Raw genomic sequence first — 18852 nt, forward strand, 5'->3', positions numbered from 1 at the left:
AGGAGGTTAGCAAGGACGTGGGGGGTGAAACCCCCCAATCCTGCGGGGGGAATTTGATTCCGGGGATGTAAATTTTGAGTTTCCTTCTTTCCACCATTTTAATCACCCTGCAGAACGGGGGGTTGTAGTTGGTGAAGTTTCCGCCCCCTTCATTGGCCACCTTTTTGAATGAACTTCATGGAGAAAAGTGAAAAGGGGCTAAAAACCCTTCCGGGACAAAAATGGGAAAGGGTCACTCCTTCTTGGCCTCTCCCTGGTTCTTGAACAGCGGCCACCAGGCCTTCTCGCCGAAGAGGCTCATGAAGGCGGGGCCTATGAAGTACACCGCCATCGTTGCCGTCAGCAGGACTCCAGCGGCCAATGCAAAGCCTATCTCCCTCGTTCCCCACGTGCTGCTGAACATCAGCGCGCCGTAGGTGCTCGCCAGGACCACGGCAAGGCCTATTACAAGGGTGTCCATGGTTCCCGCCGCCACGACGAGGGCGTCCTTCGGCGACCTTCTTTCGAACTCGTCCCTGGCCTTGACGAGGTAGAAGCTGTTGTAGTCTATGCCGACTCCCATGAGCACTACGAAGACCATGAGCGGCAGGAACCACATGATTTCCTGGTCAAAGACCCTGCCGAAGAGCCACGTCGAGACCCAGATGCTCGTCATGACGCCGAGGAATATTGTCATCATCGTCGAGACGACCGCCGGCAGTCCCTTGAGCGTCGGTATCAGCGAGAGGAACATCAGCACGAGGGCCACTGGAATTATCCTGTGCCAGAAGATGTCGTTTATCCTGTCGGTGAGGTCCATTGAGAGCGCCGCCCCTCCGCCGACGAGTCCCTCCTTTATCTTGCCCTCCTTCTCAAGCTCTGCAATGTAGCTTCTCAGCGCCTTGACGAGCTCCTTGGCCCTGTCGTCTGTCGGTTTGTAGACCGGGTCTATCTGAATCATCACCTTGTCGCCCTTGCTTGAGATGAACCTGTCTCCTCCGAGCGCCTTGACCGCTGACAGAGTCAGGTTGCTCACCGGCTCGCCGTAGGGCCTGGTAGGTGAGTAGACGGCCTTGACGCCTTCCATCGTCGTTATGTGGGCAGTTATTTCCTCTATCACCTTGAGGTCGTCGTCCCTTATGCTGTGGCCGAGGTCAATTATGACGTAGTTCGGGGATGTTATGGCCGCTCCGAGCTTCTCCTGGCTCAGCTGCATGAACGTTAATGTCTCGCTTCCCTCCGGCAGGAAGAGGCTCATGTCGTGGGTTCCCTCGAACGTGAAGAACGTGTAAGTTGCAGGAACCGCTATCAGGAGGCCTATGAGCAGGACGACCTTGGCGTGGTTAACGACCCACTCGGCTATTCTGCTCCTCTCGTGGACATCGAGCGTTTCGATGTGCTTTATGTGCCTCGGCCACCAGAATATCGCCTTGTCGCCTATGAGGGCCGTTATTGCCGGTATGAACGTCAGGCTGGCGAGGAGCACAGCTATGACCGCCAGCGGGATTACCATTCCCATCTGCTGGAATATCGGGAACTCCCAGGCAAGGACGAAGCTCGCGAAGGCTATGATGTCCGTGAATGCGCTCGCTAGGACGGCGTCCTTAGCCCTCTTGAGTGCCTCTGCGACGGCCTTCTCGTGCTCATAGCCCTCGGCTATGTACTCCTTGAAGCGGTGGACGTAGTAGGTCGAGTAATCAATTCCAAGACCGAGGGCGGTCGTTATGGTGAGCATCTGGGCCCAGCTTCCGATGTTGAGGATTCCACCCTTCGTGAGCAGGTACGCTATTCCGAGGGCCGTAAGCGCAGAGGTTGCGACGCCCGTGAAGGGCAGTAACGTCGCCAGGAGGGCCCCTCCCATGAGTATGAACAGCACGACGAGGGCGCCTATGATGCTCGCCTGGCTGGTCTTCTGGTTATCGCTCCGGCCGTACGCGGTCATCTCGTGCGACTGGACGGGGGTTCCTCCGAGGGCCCCGAAGGCGTCAGGGAAGTACTTTCCGAACTCCTCGAGGGCTATTTCCTTGACCTTCGTGGCGTTCTGGGCGTAGTAGAGGTACGGGTCTGTATCGGGGCCGGGCTCTCCCAGCGGCATGAACGTTATGAGAACCGTGGTGTTGTCCTCGCTCTTGAGCATGCTGAGGTAGGTTCCTGCCTTCTCCTTGACAACCGGCCAGAGCTCCTCCGCGAGGGGCTTGACGTCCTCCCTCGTTATCGCACTGGGGTTGTCTTTGAAGCGGAAGGCTATCTCAGCCAGCAGGGTCTCGTTGAACTTCAGCTCGACTCCGTAGGGGTTGTCCTTCGCGTAGCTCGATATAGTCGAGAGGACTGTCTTCTTCACAAGGCTCTCGATTTCCTCCTCGCTCAGCGGGTAGTTCTCTATGACCTGCTCGATGAGGGCCTCCATTGTTTCTTTGAACTCCTCGGGCATCTCCTGCTCTCCGGACTGCTCCCCCATTCCCTTGAGGAAGAGCTCCTTTGCGAGCTCCTTTGGATCGGCTCCCTCATAGAGGGCCCTGACGAGGCTCTCAGTTTCGTCGGTTTTCTGCGGCACCATGGCAAGGACGACTGAGACCGTGGCGTCCTCAAGCCTCTCCCCGCTTATTATTCCCTGCGGGTCCTTCGCGACCTCCTCAACGATTGCCTCCGCAACGGCCTCGGGGTTCGGGGCGAGGTTTTCCATCATCTGGGCTATCTGGCCCTTGAGAATGCTCTTGGTGAGGGCGTCTATAACGGCCTCATTACCCTTACTGTCGTACAGCTGGAAGAGAACCTCCTTGGGGAGTTCAAGGCCAGTATCCGCGACCATGCCGTACACGAGTTCGACCGTGGTGTTCCTGAGGAGCTCATCATTCGAGAGGAGCGTACCTTTGCAGTAGGGGTCTGCGGACACAACGGTCTGGGCTATGACGGGGACGATTGCTTTCTGGTTCTCAGGAACCTGGCTCTCAAGGGCGTTCTGAAGGGCCAGGACTTTCTCCTGAGTGGTCATATTCGGGTTCTGAGCGCATATCTGGAGGTATGCCCCGTCGGCGGCCCTGAGAAGAGTGGCAGTTGAATTGAGCTGAGTGTAGAGGGCCGTCATGTTGGCCTTGAGGGCCAGATACGCCCCCGCGGTTTCAACGAGGCTTCCCCTTACCATTTCGGTTGTGTTCTTCAGAAGGAGCGTCTGGCTCAGAACCATTCCGTAGCCGTCGTTGACGCCCTTAACTGTCGTGTAGAGGACTCCCGTGATGTTAGCGGTCATCCTCGTGATGTTGAGGGTCAGCTCGTAGTCCATGTCCCAGAGCATGTCGAGGGCGTCGTAGTAGGAGGTTACGTTCGTGGCGTACCTGCCCTCAACGCGGTCCTTAAACGCGTAATAGGCTTTCCTCGCGTTTTCGTCGTTGACGCTGATGTTCGTTATCAGCAGGTACGTCATGTCTTCGTTCTGAGCTCCGGTGAACTCCTCGCTCATGATGTCCTGGACTCTGATGGACTCTATGTTGTGGGATACCATCTGCTCTGTGCTATAGTCGGTCAGCTCACCGATTTTCCCCGCTAAAGGCGCCAGAACCACGATGAGCACGACCCAGACTGCCAGCACCGTCTTCGGGTGCTTCGCTATCCACTCGTTCCACGCCATTACTACCACCTCAAATCTTTTAAGGAGGTCAGCATAATATATTCGAAGGAAACATATCGACAAATATGTTTGAGACAAACATATCTTATAAACCTTTCGAGGTGGTATTATGCCCCGCTCATCCCTGCGAGAGATGTTCCTGGCCCCCATCAGACATCTCATACTCGTCATTGTGGGATTCAAGGGCGAGGCCCATGGGTATGAAATCCTCAAGGAGATTGAGAAAATAAGCCGGGGGACGTGGAAGCCGAGCCACGGCAACCTCTACAACATGCTGAGCAAGATGGTTGAAGAAGGCCTTCTGGAGCCGAGGGAAGAGTACCACGGAAAACGGAAGCTCATCAAGTACACCCTAACTGAAAAGGGATGGGAATACCTCCGGGAGGCGAACGAAGTGGCTCTTCAGTCCCTCTACATAACCTTCCAGTACCATGAAGCCCTGAGGAAAAAGCTGGAGGAGCTGGGCTACGGGCGGGAGCTTGCCAGAGAGGCTATAGAGGAATACCTTAAAGTCCTTGACAGGGTCTGTGAGATACTCAACGCCAAGAGAAGGGCCCTCAGAGAGATGCTTGAGGCAAAGAAGAAAGGGGAAGAGGAAGCCTAAGCCCCATCAGAGGAACGGGTTCCTGAACTTCTTGCCAGGATAGACGGCTATGCCCTCGAGCTCCTCCTCTATGCGTATGAGCTGGTTGTACTTGGCGTTCCTGTCGCTCCTGGCTGGGGCGCCGGTCTTGATCTGGCCGGCGTTGAGGGCAACGGCGAGGTCTGCTATAGTGCTGTCCTCGGTCTCTCCGCTCCTGTGGGAGACAACGACTCCATAGCCGGCCCTAAAGGCGGTGTAAGCTGCGTCTATCGCCTCACTGAGCGTTCCAATCTGGTTGACCTTGAGGAGGAGCGCGTTGGCGGCGCCCATCTTGATGCCCTTCCTTATCCTCCTTGGGTTGGTGACGAAGAGGTCGTCGCCGACTATCTGAACCTTCCTGCCGAGCTCCTTGGTTATCATGACGAAGCCTTCCCAGTCCTCCTCCTGGAACGGGTCCTCGATGGAGACTATCGGGTAGGTGGTGACGAGCTCCCTGTAGAGCTCGAGGAGCTCTCCCCTGTCGTACTCCTTTCCACTGACCACGTACTTGCCCTTGGCCTCGTCGTAGAACTCGCTGGAAGCGGCGTCAAGGGCGAAGGCAATCTCGTCGCCGGGCTTGTAGCCGGCCTCCTCAATGGCCTTAATGAGGACGTCGAGAGGCTCGGTGACCTCCTTCATCGGCGGGGCAAAGCCACCCTCGTCGCCGACGTTGACGGCGTTTTTACCATAGCGCTCGGCGATGACCTTCTTGAGGACGTGGTAGGTCTCGCTGACCCACCTTATGGCCTCCCTAAAGGAGCTCGCTCCAACGGGCATTATCATGAACTCCTGGAAGTCGAGCTCGTTGCCCGCGTGGACACCGCCGTTGATGACGTTGCTCATCGGGACTGGCATGACGTAGGCGTTTGTTCCGCCGATGTACTGGTAGAGTGGAAGTCCGAGGGCGTTGGCGGCCGCTTTGGCAACGGCCAGAGAAACGCCGAGTATGGCGTTGGCACCGAGGTTGCTCTTGTTCTCGGTGCCGTCGAGCTCAAGCATGAGCATATCTATGTCTCTCTGCCAGGTGACGTCCATACCGATGATCTCCGGGGCTATTATCTTGTTGACGTTCTCAACGGCCCTCTTAACTCCCTTTCCGTGGTAGCGGCTTCCGCCGTCGCGGAGCTCAAGGGCCTCGTGGGTTCCGGTTGAGGCACCGCTCGGCACTGCGGCCCTTCCCATGCTGACCGGCGTGTAGACCTCGACTTCAACCGTTGGGTTTCCCCTGCTGTCGAGTATCTCTCTGGCAACGACTCCGGTTATCTCAAACGGGTTCTCCATATCAATCACCTCGGGTGATATTCGCGGGTGGGCATATAAAGGTTTTAGCTTCAATCCGGGCTGAAGCAATGGATAGGCGTATATATCCGTTTGCATATTCTCATTTCGGTGAGTGATAATGCGGAAAGCTGTCGCATTTATCGTGCTCCTGGTGTTGTTCTCTGCTCCCCTCGTGAAGGCTTGCGTGAGTCCTGCGGATTTCTACGCCGTTGAGGTAGTCCTGAACAAGCCGGGGATAGTTTACAGGCCCTATCCGACTTTCAACGCTCTCCACAACGCGATAGTTGAGAACGGTACCTTCATTTTCCGCTCCCACTACGATGAGAGGTTCATCGTCATGCTCTGGAACGCCAGCGACGGCCCGCACTTGAGGGTGCAGATTCCTGCGGAGGTAGTGGCCAGCGTTACTTTCAACGCCTCCCTACTTGTGACTGCCTCCGCTATTGAAAAGCTGAAGGCTGGGGGCTGGAAGGAGATAGCCAACATGACCTTTACAAGGGACAACATCACGATAGCCCTGAAGCCTGTAGCCGGGAGCGAGTGTAATTCTGACAGGGACTGCGCCACTGGCGGTTGCTCCGGGGAGGTCTGCGCCCCCAGAAACGAGGCCGCGAAGATAGTAACTCCCTGTGTTTATAAGCCGTGGTATGAGTGTTTCTCGCTGACGAGCTGTGGCTGTGTAAACGGGTTCTGCACCTGGAAGCCGAACGGGGACTTTAAATCATGCCTTAGAAAGCATGGGGTTGACCCATCACAGGTTATCCGGGCGGGTCTCGTGGAGGTGGAAGCCGAAGCTCGCGGCGTGGGGCCCGATGAGCTTAAGGCCGCGGTCGGGGAGTTTCTCTCCGCCTTTGGAGTTGACTGCCTGCCACTATCGGACCCTGCAATTTCGCCCCAGGTGGAGATTGCCCCCGTAATAGACCCCTCCGAGGTAAACTTATCCGTAGCGGTAAAGACAGAGCTTGAGTGGCTGAGGGAAGTGGGAGTCCTCCAGATAAACGATGAAGACATCGAGGCAATAACCAGGGTTGCCGGGCCTGGAAAGGCCGGCTGGAACTCTCACATCGGCTGGTACGAGACAAAAAACGGCACTTATGCCTGGATACCCTACGATGAGAGCAAAGACCCCTCCCTGGTCAGGTGCACCTCGCCCGTTGTGCCCGCCTACGACCTCCCGAACGGAACGGCTTATGTCGGGCCAACCGCAACTCAGCCGCCCTCAACAGATACTACGACTTCGACTAATGGCCCGCCGAGCGGGGAAATCTGCGGCCCTGCCCTGATGGTTGGGTTGTCTCTGGTCGCCCTACTTTGGAAGAGATGAGCTTTTAAACACATTCTTTAACTTTTTATCATGGACTGGAAACGAAAGCTCCGGGAAGAAGGTTACATCGAGCTCGACGGCCTCAGAATCGAGCTGAGCCTCGACAACACCTTCCTGGACATCGACTACATTCCGAGGGTTCTTGTCTACTCGGAGGAAACCGGGCGCTGGCACGTCCTCAGGAACCCGATTCCCAAGGGCGAAACCCTTGAGGAGAGCTGGGACAACGCTGTTGAAGTTCTTGACGCCATAGCACGGGGAGAAGTAAGGCCCGAGCTTGAAGATTCCTCCGTGGAAGAACAGCTCATCACCGTCCTGAGAAGCTTGACTTTTCTCTTTTCCAAGCCTCGCCCTTTAGGGCGGGGAGGAGGTCAGACGCTTTGAAAATCAATAATCTCGGTTCTTCCCTAACGAAGGAGAGAAAACGCTAAATAGTTCTTTCAAGCTACTCACTTCAGGTGGTCATCAATGAATGCCCGCGAGATTGCACGCTACATAGACCATACCCATCTAAAGCCTTACGCGACGAAGGAGGACATCATCAAGCTCTGCGATGAGGCAATCCAGTACGGCTTCTACGCTGTCTGTGTGAACCCCTACCGCGTCAAGCTCGCCAAAGACTACCTGAGCGGGAAGGGGGCGGACGTCAAGGTTGCCAGCGTCATCGGCTTCCCGCTCGGAGCAACGCCAACGGAAGTCAAGGTCTTCGAGGCAAAGAAGGCCCTTGACGACGGCGCCGATGAGCTCGACATGGTCATCAACATAGGCGCCCTCAAGGACGGGGACTACGAGTACGTAAAGAGGGACATAGAGGAGGTCGTGAAGGTAGCGCACGAGAAAGGGGCAAAGGTCAAGGTCATAATCGAGACCTGCTACCTAACCGACGAGGAGAAGGTCAAGGCCTGTGAGCTGGCAAAGGAGGCGGGAGCAGACTTCGTGAAGACTTCGACCGGCTTTGGAAGCGGCGGTGCCACAGTTGAGGACGTCAGGCTGATGAGAAAGGTAGTCGGCCCCGAGATGGGCGTTAAGGCTTCCGGCGGAATAAGGACTTACGATCAGGCCGTTGCCATGATAGAGGCCGGTGCGAACAGGATTGGCACGTCGAGCGGTGTAAAAATTGTGGAGGGCGCCCAAAAATGAAGAACATTGAGGAGCTGAAAGAGGTCATACTCAAGGCCATTGAGGAGCTCAAGAAGGACGACATGAACCCGGACATAATGCTCGCTGGGCCAGGGTTTATCGAGCACGCCAGGGAGCTCCTGCCGTCGCTGGGCCTTAAAATCTACAGGATAGACGAGCTTGGCTACGATGCGGTGATAGCGGACTCAAACTACCTCAGCCAGATAAAGAAGGCCTCCCGCAGGATTTCAGTTGAGCCATTCCTTGAGGAAGAGAGGGTCTGGAAAGAATTGGAGAAACTGGACGTTTAAAGAAGGCTCTCGATTTCCGGATATCTTTTCTTTATTGCGTTAGCAAGCCCAGTTCCGACGATTATTCCAGTAACCGCCTGGGCAAGGTTCCCTGGGAGCTCGCTGTACGCATTGCTGAAGCCGAAGGCGTAGTACTCGAAGAGGAAGTAGCCTGAGACCATGAGTATTCCGCCTACCGTTCCAGCTACTATGAGGCCCCCGACGCCTTCGAACTTCTGGGATATGTAGCCGACTACGAGGCCCTCGATGCCCTTTATGATGAGTGTTACCGGTGCCCAGCCGGGATATCCGGATATAACGTCTCCAAGGGCCGAACCCACACCGCCGGCGAAGGTCCCAATCACGGGCCCGAAGACCATTGCGACGAACATGACCATCGTGTCGCCGAGGTTGATGTATCCTCCTGTGGCCGGCGTGGGGATGTTGATTGCCCTCGTCGCGACGGCAACGAGCGCCGTTGAAACTCCTGCAACGGCTACAACATTGACGTTTCTGAACTTCCGGCGGTTGAGCCACAGATAGAGCACAAAGACCACTATTGCAACCGCAAACGCATAGGGGGTATACCTCGAAAGCTCGACCAGTGTCTCGTCCATTCAATCACCCAAGTTAGAAAAGGGGAGGAAGAGGTTAAAAACTTCACTTGAGGGCCGCCTTGAGGGCCTCCTCGAATATTTCCATTGCGACGTCGATTTCCTCCTTCTGGATGGTCAGCGGCGGGATGAACCTTATGCTGTTGTCACCGCAGCCGAGCAGGATGAGACCGCGCTTGACGGCCTCCTTGACGATCTTGTCCCTGAGCTCTGGGTGCTTCTCCTTGGTGTCCTTGCTCTTGACAATCTCGACGGCCTGGGCCAGACCGAGACCGCGGGCATCTCCGATGACCTCGTACTTCTCCTCGAACTCCTTGAGGCGCTTGTGGAGGTAGTCCCCGACCTCCTGGACGTGCGGCAGGAGCTCCTTGACGATTTCGACGACCTCGAGGGCGGCCTCAATGGCAACCGGGTTGCCGCCGAAGGTCGAGGCGTGCCTGCCCGGCTTGTCGAAGGCTATGTCTGCCCTGTGGATGACACCGGCGAGCGGGATTCCACCGCCAATTGCCTTGCCGAACTGTATGGTGTCAGGGGCGACGCCGAAGTGCTCGATGGCCCAGAACTTTCCGGTCCTACCGACGCCCATCTGAACCTCGTCGTCCGCTAAGAGGATTCCGTAGTTGTCGGCGAGCTTCTTGAGCTCCTTGAAGAAGTTCTTCGGCGGGACGACGTAGCCGCCCTCACCCTGTATCGGCTCGAAGACTATGGCGCCGACCTCCTCCGGCGGGACGTGCCTGAAGACGTACTCCTCGATGAACTCAATAACGCGGTTGATGAGCTCGTCGGGCTCGGCGTAGCCGTCAATGTGCCAGGGGTTCCTGTAGGGGTTCGGGTAGGGTATGTGCTCGACTCCCGGCATGGTCGGGAAGAAGCCGTCCTGCTGAACCCACTTGCTGGCGGTAAGCGAAAGAACGGCCTGAGTTCTGCCGTGGAAGGCGTGGTAGAAGGCTATGAACCTCTTCCTGCCGGTGCCGTACTTGACGAGCTTCATCATTGCCTCGTTTGCCTCGGCACCGCTGTTCTGGTAGACGACCTTCTTCGGGAAGTCGCCGGGGGCCAGCTCCGCGAGCTTGTTGGCCAGTATCACGGCGTTCTCGTAGAAGAAGTCGTTGAGGGCGAAGTGGGTGAACTTCTCGGCCTGCCTCTTTATGGCCTCAACGACGCGCGGGTGGGTGTGGCCGACGTTAAGCACGCCGACACCACTTCCGAAGTCGTAGAAGGTGTTTCCGTCAACGTCGTGGACGAGGATCCCCTCTCCGCGCTCTATAACTATGGGGAGGGTCTCGGGGTCCTGAGTGGTCACGGCAAGGTACTCAAAGTTCCTCTCTATTACTTCCCTTGCCTTTGGTCCGGGGAGTTCTTTAACGTTCGGTCTAACTACCATATTCATCACCAAACGATGTTCAACGTTCGACTATATAACTCTACGCTCAATAATGGACATCTTTGGCCGAAAGTTTTTCGAGAATGCTTCGGAAAACTTGAACCTGTAAAAGAGTGCCGTCTTACCAGGGTGAGGTGAAAAATCAATGTGGTTAAAAGAAAGATGAGGAAGGGATTCGCTTCACTCTACCCCGTTCTTCGTCTTCCATTCCTCGAGGAACTCCTTAGCCGAGTTCGCCGCGATGGCTCCCTGGCCGACCGCTACCGCTATCTGTTTGAAGACGTTGGTTATGTCGCCGGCCGCGAATATGCCCGGAACCTTCGTGCGCATGTACATGTCCACGGGAATGTAACCGTAGTCGTCGGTTATGCCGAGGTGCTTGGCGAAGTCGGTCTTCGGCTCGTAGCCGATGAATATGAAGACGCCGTCAACCTCCATCTCCCACTCCTCGCCGGTCTTGACGTTCTTCAGCTTAACTGCCTCAACCTTGTTGGTTCCTTTAATCTCCGTGACGACGGTGTTGAGTATGGTTGGAATTCCGCTCTCCTTGAAGCGGTCCTGGAGTATCTTGTCGGCCCTGAACTGGTCGCGCCTGTGGACGAGGGTGACGTCAACGCCGATGCTCTTGAGGTAGAGGGCCTCCTGGAGCGCGGTGTTCCCGCCGCCGACGACTATGACCTTCTTGCCCTTGAAGAGCGGGCCGTCGCAGGTGGCGCAGTAGGAAACGCCCCTTCCGGTGAACTCTTCCTCTCCAGGGACGTGGAGCTTCCTCGGCGCTGCTCCAACGGCTATGATTATGGTTCTCCCCTTGTACTCCTTGCCGTTCTTCGTTTTGACGACGAACTTGCACGGGCCCTCGTAGTAGGCGCACTCCGCCGGGTCAATCCTCTCGACCTCGTCAAAGACGACATCAACGCCGAGCTTTTTGACGTGCTCGTGCATCTTGCTTGCCAGCTCCGAGCCGCTGATTCCCTCTGGAAAGCCTGGGTAGTTCTCTATGAGGTCGGTCAGCGCCATGTTTCCGCCGATGTCCTTGCTTATGATTAGGGTCTCAAGGCCGAAGCGCGCCGCGTATATTGCCGCGGTAAAGCCTGCTGGCCCCGCTCCGATGATGAGCACGTCCCAGGTCTTGTTCTCGTAGTCTTTTCCGCCTGAAAATCCTCCGAGGCTGAACATCTTAACTCACCTCCAGTTCCCAACTTTTGGTTGAATACTTAAAAGCATTATTGCCCAGCGGTGTGTATTTAAACCACGACCTCGACCCTTATTTCGCCTGGAGGGGTTTCCGCGTCGAGCTTAATCCTGTTAGTTACATTTTTCTTTTGAAAGCCTCGCCGTTCACGGCGGGGAGGAGGTCAGACGTGTATTAAATAAAAAAAGAGGTTCTGGGCTTCATCACACGGCCCTTTCCTCATACCAGCTTAACCGAGCGGTCGAGGAGCAGGTGGAGGGTGTATCCGAGGAACGCGGAGAGCCCTGTGTATAGGCCGGCACCCTCGCTCATGCCGAGGCCGTAGTTAACGAGGAGGAACGCTAGCATTCCATAGATTGCCGCAAAGAGGAGCGAGTGGACGATTCCTCTGTGCTTCGGCATTATCGCGGTGAACAGGTACCACGCGGCGAGGCCCCCGAAGGCGCCGGTAAGCCATGAAACAACATGGTTGAGCCAGGGAGGGTTTAGGTTCACGAAGTCCTTTGCCCACAGGAAGACTGCACTTCCCACCGCGACGCTCACTATCGGCTTTGAGCCCCTGTGTATCAGTGCGTCGGGGTGGTCTATGTCCGGCAAATCGCTCCCGAGGACGTAAAAGGCATAGCCGAGCACCAGCGCTGTCGTGGTTAGCTCGATGGGCAGGTGGAGGTAGACCTTCAGGAGCTCTCCCATGAGCACCACTGCCGGGTAGGTCACTATTCCGCTGAGCACGTGGGTATCGTAGTTTGGCACTTCACTCACCCTTCAGCTTCTCCACCTGCCCCTCCTCTAAAAACTTTCTGACGTAGTCCGGAACCTTGTAGTTGCCCTTGGGGTCGCCCACGAGGAAGCCGAGCCTTACCAGCTCGTTGAGCTTGTCATAGACCTGCATTCCCGGCTTCTTGACGGTCTTTGCCACCTGTATGTAGCTTACCGGCCCGCCGTTGAACTCAAACACTATGGCCTCCACCAGGTCTTTGTAGTCCTTTGGAATCCGCATGAGGTACTCCTCAAGGCTCTTGGGCTCCTCAAGGATTGTAGTCACGACGTAGTCGTCAATCGGGTCGAACTTGTGCTTCGCCGCCTCGCTCAGGACGTAGTGCAGGAACCTTAAAATCTGCCTCGGGTTGCCCTTTCCGAGCTGGTGGATGAGCTTTATTGCCTCCTCGGTAAAGGGGTATATTGGGTCATCGGTATCCCTTATGCGAACCCTGTTTAACCTCTTCTTCACGAGCTCAAATGTCTCCTCAAGGCTCATCGGCCTGAGCTTGAACTCGTAGTGGAGGCGCATGAAGAACGCCGGGAAAATCTTGCTGTACTCCTCATAGGCCTCCGGGACGCACGCGAAGGCAACGATGCACCCCTTAGGCATCGTGCTTATGAAGTGCCTGAGCATCTCGAAGAACTGTATCTTCTCCTGCTCCCTTGCGCCCTGCATGTTTTCGAGCTCGTCCAGGAGCAGGGCGCAGTATGGGTATTTGCTCATCTGCTCGACGAGAAGCTCGGCTATGTCCCTGCTCTTGTACTCCTTTGGGTCGCTGAGCATCTTCTCGAGCCTGTCTATGAAGCCGAGCTTTTTGCTTAGGTTCTCAAGGAAGATGTTGGTTCTGCTCTTGGGCGGCCTCAGCGCGTAGAATATGTCGCGCGTCAGCTTGAGGATGTCGTTCGTGTCAACCTTGACGTATATCGCCTTTCCTTTGTTTTCCTCTATCGCCTTCATGAGCGTCTTCAGTCTCTGGGTCTTGCCCATGCCGAGGGGCCCGACGATGCTGAGCGCTATTGAGCTCTTGTTTCCTATGACTTCCGAGACTATCATCTGGAGGCGCATGTCCACCTCCTGATAAACGTGAATGCTCTCGACGTCGCTTATCCCCTCACTGGCGAGCTGTTCAAAGGGGTTAGCTGAGAGGCCGTAGACCTCGTATGACTGGTAAAGTTTAAGACCCTCCATTTCACCCACCGAAGTGTTTAAGGTCTCTGAATATAAAAGCTTGTTCATTGGTGAGCGGAAATGATTCTCCTTGTAACGGCACCCCCCGGCAGGGAAGGGGCCGCAATACTCGAACTTGAGTGGGCCCTTGGCGACGTCAGGGTTAGGGGGACGGACTGGAGGGGCGTTCTCCTTGCCGAGACGCCTCTCTCCAAAGATGAAGCCCTTGAAAGGCTCAGGGAGTTTGAGACGCAGGCAATACAGAGGGTTGTCCCGCTTGAAATCGTAGTCCCTGCGAAGTGGGAAGAGGTTGAAAAGGCGGTCCTTGAGCTCGGAAAGAGGATAAACGGGACTTTTGCAGTCCGCGCCAAAGTCCGCGGCAACAAGAGGCTCTCCCAGAGGGAGCTTGAGATTAAACTTGGCTCCCTTCTCGTCGAGCGCTACGGCCTCAAAGTGAACCTGAGCGAGCCCGATTACACGGTCCTCGTTGAGGTTCTCGGAAAGCGGGCGGGAATCGGCGTCGTCCGGAAAGGGGAGGTTCTCAAGTTCGAGGTAAAGGACTGAGGGGTTCGGGATTTGATTTTGGAAAGTCCTGAGTTGTGGGTATTGAAATTTTACATGATAAAAGCTTATTAGGTTGGCCTACAAAATGTTCCGGGGGTAACGATGTTCAACATTGAAGAAGTCATCGAGAGGCTCAAGGGGCTGGGCTATGAGGAGGCCTTAGCTTATTGGATAGCGAGCGAGAGGGAGGAGGCGGAGTTTTACAGGCAACTTGCCGGGAGGGCGAGAGACCTTGGGCTTCCTGAGAGCCTCGTTGAGACGTTTCTCAAGCTCAGCAGGGACTCCGAAAAGCACGCCGAGGAGCTGGCGAAGCAGTTCAAGTTGTCATTTGGCAGGGAGCCTTCGAGCGATGTTCCACCGCTGGAGGTTCTCCCCGTCCTTGGGAAGTTTGAGCGCGCCGACCAGGTCAGGGAAGTTCTCGAAACTGCAATGGAGAGCGAGCTGATAGCGATGAGGGCGTACCAGGCGCTGGCCGAGAAAGTTGGGGACGAGCACCTGAGGGAGCTCTACCTCAAGCTCGCAGAGGTTGAAAAGGGGCATTACGAGGCCCTCAAACGGGAATACGAACGGTTGGGTGGTTGAAATGGTTGTGGAGATTCTAAACGAGATAAGAAAGCTCAACGAAAGGGAGCTTCTCAGCTACTGGATTAGGGGCGAATACGAGGAGGCCGAAACCTACCTCAAGCTCGCTGAAAGAGCAAAAGAGCTCGGCCTTCCAAAGGAGGTCTACGAGACCTTTGAGAGGCTTGGCAAGGAATCCAAGGGCCACGGCGACGAGCTCTACAAGATTTACAGGGAGAGGTACGGCGAGGAACTGGTTGATGTCAACATACCGAGCGTGGAGGGAACCCACGTCCTCGGAAAGTTCTGGAAGGTCGAAGACCTCGAGGACGTTCTCCTGAACGCTATGGAAGCTGAAAAGCTCGCGGAGGCGATTTACAGAAAGCTCGCGGAGGAGACTGAGAGTGAGGAGCTCAAGAAGGTTTACCTCTATTTGGCCGACATCGAAAGGGGACATCACTCTGCCCTAAAGGCCCTCTACGAATGGAGAAAAAAGAAGGGGCTACTTTGAGTCCTTCTTCTCAGCTTTGGCCTTTTCCTTTGCCTTTTTCTGCTCCTCAAGCTTCTTCTTGATCTCCTCGACCTTCTCGGGCTTGAGCGGAATGAACTTGTCGTCGTAGTTGTCGTAGCTGGCCAGCAGGAAGTTGTCGCTAATCTGGAGCGCCCCGGTCGGGCAGACATCGACACACTGCGCGCAGTAGACGCACCTGCCCGTCCACAGGGCGACCTTCCTTATCTCGGGCAGGAAGACGAAGACTCCTGCCGGACAGACAGTGACGCACATCCTGCAGCCGACGCACTTGTCCACGTTGTACTTTATCTGCCCCCTGAAGTTCTCGGGGACTGGCACTGGCTCTGTTTTGGGAAAGAGGTTGGTGGCTGGCTTCCTGAACATGTTCCTGAGCACCGTTGGGATGAGTGGTGAGAGCCTCACATTATCACCTCCATCGCTATGAGGAGTGTACCGATGAGCGAGGCCGGGAAGACGTTCTTCCAGAGGAGCTCAACGGCCTGAGTCACCCTGAGCCTGCCGGTGGTGGCCCTGAAGACGCTCTGGACTGCGAAGAGGAGTATGAACACCTTGAGCGTGTGGAAGAGCAGGTTCACGATGTCCGCTGAAAGCCCGCTGAGGTTGAGGTAGCCCGCTATTCCCCACGGGAAGAATATTGACACGACGAGCGACGCCGCTATGTACGTCTTGAGGGCCTTCGTGAGCTTTAGTAAGGCCAGGTAGCGCCCGCTGTACTCGGCGAGCAGCCCCTCTGCTATCTCCTCCTCCGCGTCGGGGATGTTGAAGTATCCGGCCTCTATCTCGCTCGCCAGCCAGATGACGAAGACGTAGAGGAGTATCACTGCACCCACGAAGCTTAGCGGGGTTCCTATCTCCCAGATGTTGTGCTGGTAGAAGACCCCCATGCTGAACGGCTTCTCGACGCCGAGCTTTCCAAGGCGCCACATTATCGCAAAGATGGCCAGCATCATTGCGGGCTCCCTGGAGACCATTATCGCCGCTTCTCTCGCCGCACCTATCTTCGCGTAGGGGCTTCCAGAGCTTATTGCACCGAGTATCTTGAAGAAGCATATCAGCGTAAGGAGGTAGATGAAGACGATGACGTCTCCCCTGCTTGAGAGCAGTGGTTCGAAGCCCATCGGGGTGTAGGCGAGGAGTGCTATGGCTGTCGCTAGGGCAAGCACGGGTGCCGCTCTGAACATGTAGTTGGCGGTGTTGGGGACTATTGTCTCCTTGCTCGCCAGCTTGAGGAAGTCGTAGATGGGCTGAAGGAGCGGCGGGCCAACCCTCCTCTGCATCCTCGCGACCAGCTTCCTGTCTATTCCCTCCCAGACGAGTGAAGCGAGTGAGACGAAGGCGTAGATGCCTATCAGACCTGCTACAGGATAGACGATGTTTGCCATGACGTCCATCTCCATCACCTCACACAGCCCACTCCGAGCGGGCTTGGGTCTCCCTTAACGTCGGGGTTGAGCTCGCGCGTCTTCTCTATCGAGGCCTTGATGAGGTCTCTCTCCGTGAGGACTCTCCTCTTTCCGTCCTGAATCACGGCAACCCTGTCTGTACAGCTGAGGCAGGGGTCTATTGAGGCGATGGCAACCACGACGTCCGCGACCTGGTTGCCCACCAGTCCCTTGGCGATGGTGAATAGGTTCGGGAAGGTCGGCTCCCTCGCCTTCCAGCGGAGCGGCTTGTCCGAGCCCCTCTTTCCGCGGACGTAGTGCACCAGTTCGCCACGCGGGGCCTCGTACCTTCCGATTCCCTCCCCGTCGACCATAATCTTGAGCTTGGCGACGAGGACGTTGTCCTTAGGGAAGGCCTTGATTTTTCCGTCCGGCATCTGGTCGAGGGCGTGTTCGAGTATCTCAAGGCTCTGGTGGATTTCCCCAATCCTCACCGCCGTCCTGTCGTAAACGTCGCCGTGCGGCTTCTCGCCGGTGACGTCCTGCGGGAGCACCGGCTTAACTCCAAGGTCCGGGTAAACGCCGAGCCCCTCGCTCCACCTGGCGTCCACCTTTAGCCCGGAACCCCTGGCGGTCGGGCCGACTGCACCGTACTCCTTGGCGATGCGCCTGCTCACCACCGCCGCATCCCTCAGACGGGCCTCAATTGTCGGGTCGTGGAGGAATACCTCCTCTATCTGTGGCATTATGCTCCTGTAGTACTTTATCAGGTCGAGGATGAGCCTCTTGCCCTTCTCGTCTATGTCCCTTCTGACGCCGCCTATGGTCACCATCGAGTAGTTCACGCGGTTTCCGGAGATTGCCTCAAGGACGTCCATGACTTTCTCACGCGCCAGCCATGTGAGGTGGAGAACCGTGTCGTAGCCTATGTCGTGGCCGACAACACCGAGGTTGAGCAGGTGGGAGTGAACCCTCTCCAGCTCGCCCACTATGGCGCGTATGTACTCGGCCCTCTCAGGCACCTCTATGCCTGCCGCCTCCTCGACGGCCCTGCTGTATGTGTGGTTGTGCGAGAATGAGCAGATGCCGCAGATTCTCTCTACCAGGTACATCATCTGGACGTAGTTCCTCCTGTACGCTATCCACTGGATTCCGCGAAGGTTGTAACCGAGCTTGACATCAACGTTGATTATCCTCTCGCCGTCGAGGGTGAGTATGAACTTCTCGGGCTCTTCTAAGCCGGGGTGAATTGGCCCGATTGGGACCTTTACCCAGTACTCGACCTTCTCGGTCATTTACCTCCCCCCTTTATGTAGTACGGGTGTCCGGCGTTCTTGACGGTCTCCTCAGAGATGCCCTTCTCGTCAAGCCTGAGCGGGTAGATGCCCTCCGGGAAGTCGTCCGGGAGGAAGAGCCTCCTGCTGTCAGGGATTCCCTCGAAGACTATGCCCATCATCTCGGCCGCTTCCCTCTCGTACTGGGTCGCTATTGGGAAGACGTCGCTGATGTCTGGAATGACGGGGTCGTCCTTCGGTGCCCTGACCTCGACGAGCAGTGAAACTCCCGGGGCGTCCTCGTAGTGCAGGAGGATGTGGCTCATGTAGCCGAGCTCCTCGCCGTAGTCCTGCTCGATGCCTATCGAGTAGTGGGCCTTGGGGTCGAGCTCAACGATGAACTTCATGAGCGCCTTGTAGTCTTCCCTAGGAATTCTCACCCAGACCCTCTCGCGCCCCCACTTGTTTACTCTGACCTCAACTTGGGCGTTTGGGAAGCGCTCCGCTATTGCACTCGCGACCTTCTCAGCCTTGGTTGGTTCTTTAATTTCCTCAGTGATCTTCTCAACGTTAGCGTTATCATTAACTTCGCCCATCATTTCTCCTCACCCTCCGGGACTTCACCTTTCAGCATCTTTGCCAGTTTCTCAAGTGCCAGGACGACGCCGTGGAGGATAGCTTCGGGCCTCGGCGGGCAGCCCGGCACGTAGACGTCCACCGGGATAACGTTGCTCAGCGGTGCGTTGGTGAAGGGGCTCTCGTAGAACACGCTGCCACCTGTTGGGCAGGCCCCGACGGCTATGACTATCTTGGGGTCTGGGGTCTGCTCGTAGACGAGCTTGACCCTTTCGAGGCTCTGGTCCGTGACGGGCCCGGTCACCAAGAGAACGTCGGCGTGCCTCGGCGAGCCGACGAGCTTGACACCAAAGCGCTCGGCGTCGTAGCGAGGCGTTAAGGCGGCTATGATTTCGATGTCACAGCCGTTGCAGGAGCCGCTGTTCACGTGGAATACCCATGGTGACCTCCCTATGAAGCGGCACAGCTGGGCTATCCTCTTCTCAAGCTTCTCACGCTCGCTCGTGGCCACATTCGTCTTGTTCTGGTCAGCGGGAACCTTGATGCTCATTCAATCACCTCCTATGAGCCCTTGCCTTCGCAAGCGCTCGCGGAAGTTTTGGG

General features: G+C 56.4%; 20 protein-coding genes. 8 read left to right on the plus strand and 12 right to left on the minus strand.

The features are described from left to right. Positions 1–232 precede the first annotated feature (232 nt). Positions 233–3604, minus strand: a complete 3372-nt coding sequence (locus ACZ5ER_RS02375) for an MMPL family transporter (protein WP_464934724.1) — start codon at positions 3602–3604, stop codon at positions 233–235. Positions 3605–3713: 109 nt separating this feature from the next. On the opposite strand from ACZ5ER_RS02375, the gene ACZ5ER_RS02380 reads away from it, so the two are divergent. Beyond that, complete coding sequence (locus ACZ5ER_RS02380) at positions 3714–4208, plus strand: PadR family transcriptional regulator (protein WP_464934725.1); 495 nt, start codon at positions 3714–3716, stop codon at positions 4206–4208. 6 nt (positions 4209–4214) lie between these two features. Here the strand turns inward: ACZ5ER_RS02380 and eno are convergent, their stop codons facing one another. Next, positions 4215–5507 carry a phosphopyruvate hydratase gene (gene eno, locus ACZ5ER_RS02385; RefSeq protein WP_464935058.1) on the minus strand — a complete coding sequence of 431 codons (1293 nt, stop codon included), beginning with the start codon at positions 5505–5507 and terminating at the stop codon, positions 4215–4217. Between the two features lie 118 nt (positions 5508–5625). Between eno and ACZ5ER_RS02390 the strand changes: the two genes are divergently transcribed. The 4 genes from ACZ5ER_RS02390 (at position 5626) to ACZ5ER_RS02405 (ending at position 8261) form a co-directional block, all read left to right on the plus strand. After that, positions 5626–6831: a CGP-CTERM-anchored Cys-rich protein gene (locus ACZ5ER_RS02390; protein ID WP_464934726.1), complete on the plus strand. Its 1206-nt coding sequence runs from the start codon at positions 5626–5628 to the stop codon at positions 6829–6831. Between the two features lie 30 nt (positions 6832–6861). Next, positions 6862–7215, plus strand: a complete 354-nt coding sequence (locus tag ACZ5ER_RS02395) for a hypothetical protein (RefSeq protein WP_464934727.1) — start codon at positions 6862–6864, stop codon at positions 7213–7215. Positions 7216–7299: 84 nt separating this feature from the next. Continuing rightward, positions 7300–7971, plus strand: a complete 672-nt coding sequence (gene deoC / locus ACZ5ER_RS02400; protein ID WP_464934729.1) for a deoxyribose-phosphate aldolase — start codon at positions 7300–7302, stop codon at positions 7969–7971. Next, positions 7968–8261 (plus strand): family 4B encapsulin nanocompartment shell protein, encoded by a 294-nt coding sequence (locus ACZ5ER_RS02405; RefSeq protein ID WP_050002200.1) that lies wholly within the window; start codon positions 7968–7970, stop codon positions 8259–8261. The genes deoC and ACZ5ER_RS02405 overlap by 4 nt, the downstream gene beginning before the upstream one ends. Here ACZ5ER_RS02405 and ACZ5ER_RS02410 read toward each other — a convergent pair. The 5 genes from ACZ5ER_RS02410 to ACZ5ER_RS02430 all read right to left on the minus strand — a co-directional run bounded on the left by ACZ5ER_RS02410 (position 8258) and on the right by ACZ5ER_RS02430 (position 13381). Continuing rightward, positions 8258–8857: an ECF transporter S component gene (locus ACZ5ER_RS02410; protein WP_050002199.1), complete on the minus strand. Its 600-nt coding sequence runs from the start codon at positions 8855–8857 to the stop codon at positions 8258–8260. The two genes, ACZ5ER_RS02405 and ACZ5ER_RS02410, sit on opposite strands and share 4 nt — an antisense overlap. A gap of 43 nt (positions 8858–8900) precedes the next feature. After that, a complete protein-coding gene (locus ACZ5ER_RS02415) occupies positions 8901–10238 on the minus strand; it encodes an ornithine aminotransferase (protein WP_464935059.1) in 1338 nt (445 codons plus the stop codon). 180 nt (positions 10239–10418) lie between these two features. Next, positions 10419–11414, minus strand: a complete 996-nt coding sequence (gene trxB / locus ACZ5ER_RS02420; RefSeq protein WP_050002197.1) for a thioredoxin-disulfide reductase — start codon at positions 11412–11414, stop codon at positions 10419–10421. Positions 11415–11649: 235 nt separating this feature from the next. Next, positions 11650–12183 carry a metal-dependent hydrolase gene (locus tag ACZ5ER_RS02425; RefSeq protein WP_050002196.1) on the minus strand — a complete coding sequence of 178 codons (534 nt, stop codon included), beginning with the start codon at positions 12181–12183 and terminating at the stop codon, positions 11650–11652. Position 12184: 1 nt separating this feature from the next. Then, the gene (locus tag ACZ5ER_RS02430; protein WP_464935060.1) at positions 12185–13381 is read right to left on the minus strand and encodes an AAA family ATPase; all 1197 of its coding nucleotides are present in this window, start codon (positions 13379–13381) and stop codon (positions 12185–12187) included. 60 nt (positions 13382–13441) lie between these two features. Between ACZ5ER_RS02430 and ACZ5ER_RS02435 the strand changes: the two genes are divergently transcribed. From ACZ5ER_RS02435 to ACZ5ER_RS02445, 3 genes are all read left to right on the plus strand, one after another. Next, positions 13442–13924 (plus strand): THUMP domain-containing protein, encoded by a 483-nt coding sequence (locus ACZ5ER_RS02435; protein WP_050002194.1) that lies wholly within the window; start codon positions 13442–13444, stop codon positions 13922–13924. A gap of 102 nt (positions 13925–14026) precedes the next feature. Then, complete coding sequence (locus ACZ5ER_RS02440; RefSeq protein WP_050002193.1) at positions 14027–14506, plus strand: ferritin-like domain-containing protein; 480 nt, start codon at positions 14027–14029, stop codon at positions 14504–14506. A gap of 1 nt (position 14507) precedes the next feature. After that, the gene (locus tag ACZ5ER_RS02445) at positions 14508–14996 is read left to right on the plus strand and encodes a ferritin-like domain-containing protein (RefSeq protein ID WP_050002192.1); all 489 of its coding nucleotides are present in this window, start codon (positions 14508–14510) and stop codon (positions 14994–14996) included. Here ACZ5ER_RS02445 and ACZ5ER_RS02450 read toward each other — a convergent pair. Genes ACZ5ER_RS02450 through ACZ5ER_RS02470 form a run of 5 tightly spaced genes read right to left on the minus strand, consistent with a single transcriptional unit; the run spans position 14988 to position 18799 of the window. Then, positions 14988–15380, minus strand: a complete 393-nt coding sequence (locus ACZ5ER_RS02450; RefSeq protein ID WP_050003913.1) for a 4Fe-4S dicluster domain-containing protein — start codon at positions 15378–15380, stop codon at positions 14988–14990. The two genes, ACZ5ER_RS02445 and ACZ5ER_RS02450, sit on opposite strands and share 9 nt — an antisense overlap. A gap of 35 nt (positions 15381–15415) precedes the next feature. Beyond that, positions 15416–16408, minus strand: a complete 993-nt coding sequence (locus tag ACZ5ER_RS02455; protein WP_464934730.1) for a respiratory chain complex I subunit 1 family protein — start codon at positions 16406–16408, stop codon at positions 15416–15418. Between the two features lie 5 nt (positions 16409–16413). Continuing rightward, positions 16414–17694 (minus strand): hydrogenase large subunit, encoded by a 1281-nt coding sequence (locus tag ACZ5ER_RS02460; RefSeq protein ID WP_050002190.1) that lies wholly within the window; start codon positions 17692–17694, stop codon positions 16414–16416. After that, positions 17691–18269 carry an NADH-quinone oxidoreductase subunit C gene (locus ACZ5ER_RS02465; protein ID WP_050003912.1) on the minus strand — a complete coding sequence of 193 codons (579 nt, stop codon included), beginning with the start codon at positions 18267–18269 and terminating at the stop codon, positions 17691–17693. The genes ACZ5ER_RS02460 and ACZ5ER_RS02465 overlap by 4 nt, the downstream gene beginning before the upstream one ends. Further along, the gene (locus tag ACZ5ER_RS02470) at positions 18269–18799 is read right to left on the minus strand and encodes an NADH-quinone oxidoreductase subunit B family protein (protein WP_464934731.1); all 531 of its coding nucleotides are present in this window, start codon (positions 18797–18799) and stop codon (positions 18269–18271) included. The genes ACZ5ER_RS02465 and ACZ5ER_RS02470 overlap by 1 nt, the downstream gene beginning before the upstream one ends. Positions 18800–18852 lie beyond the last annotated feature (53 nt).

The organism is Thermococcus marinus (assembly GCF_055389025.1).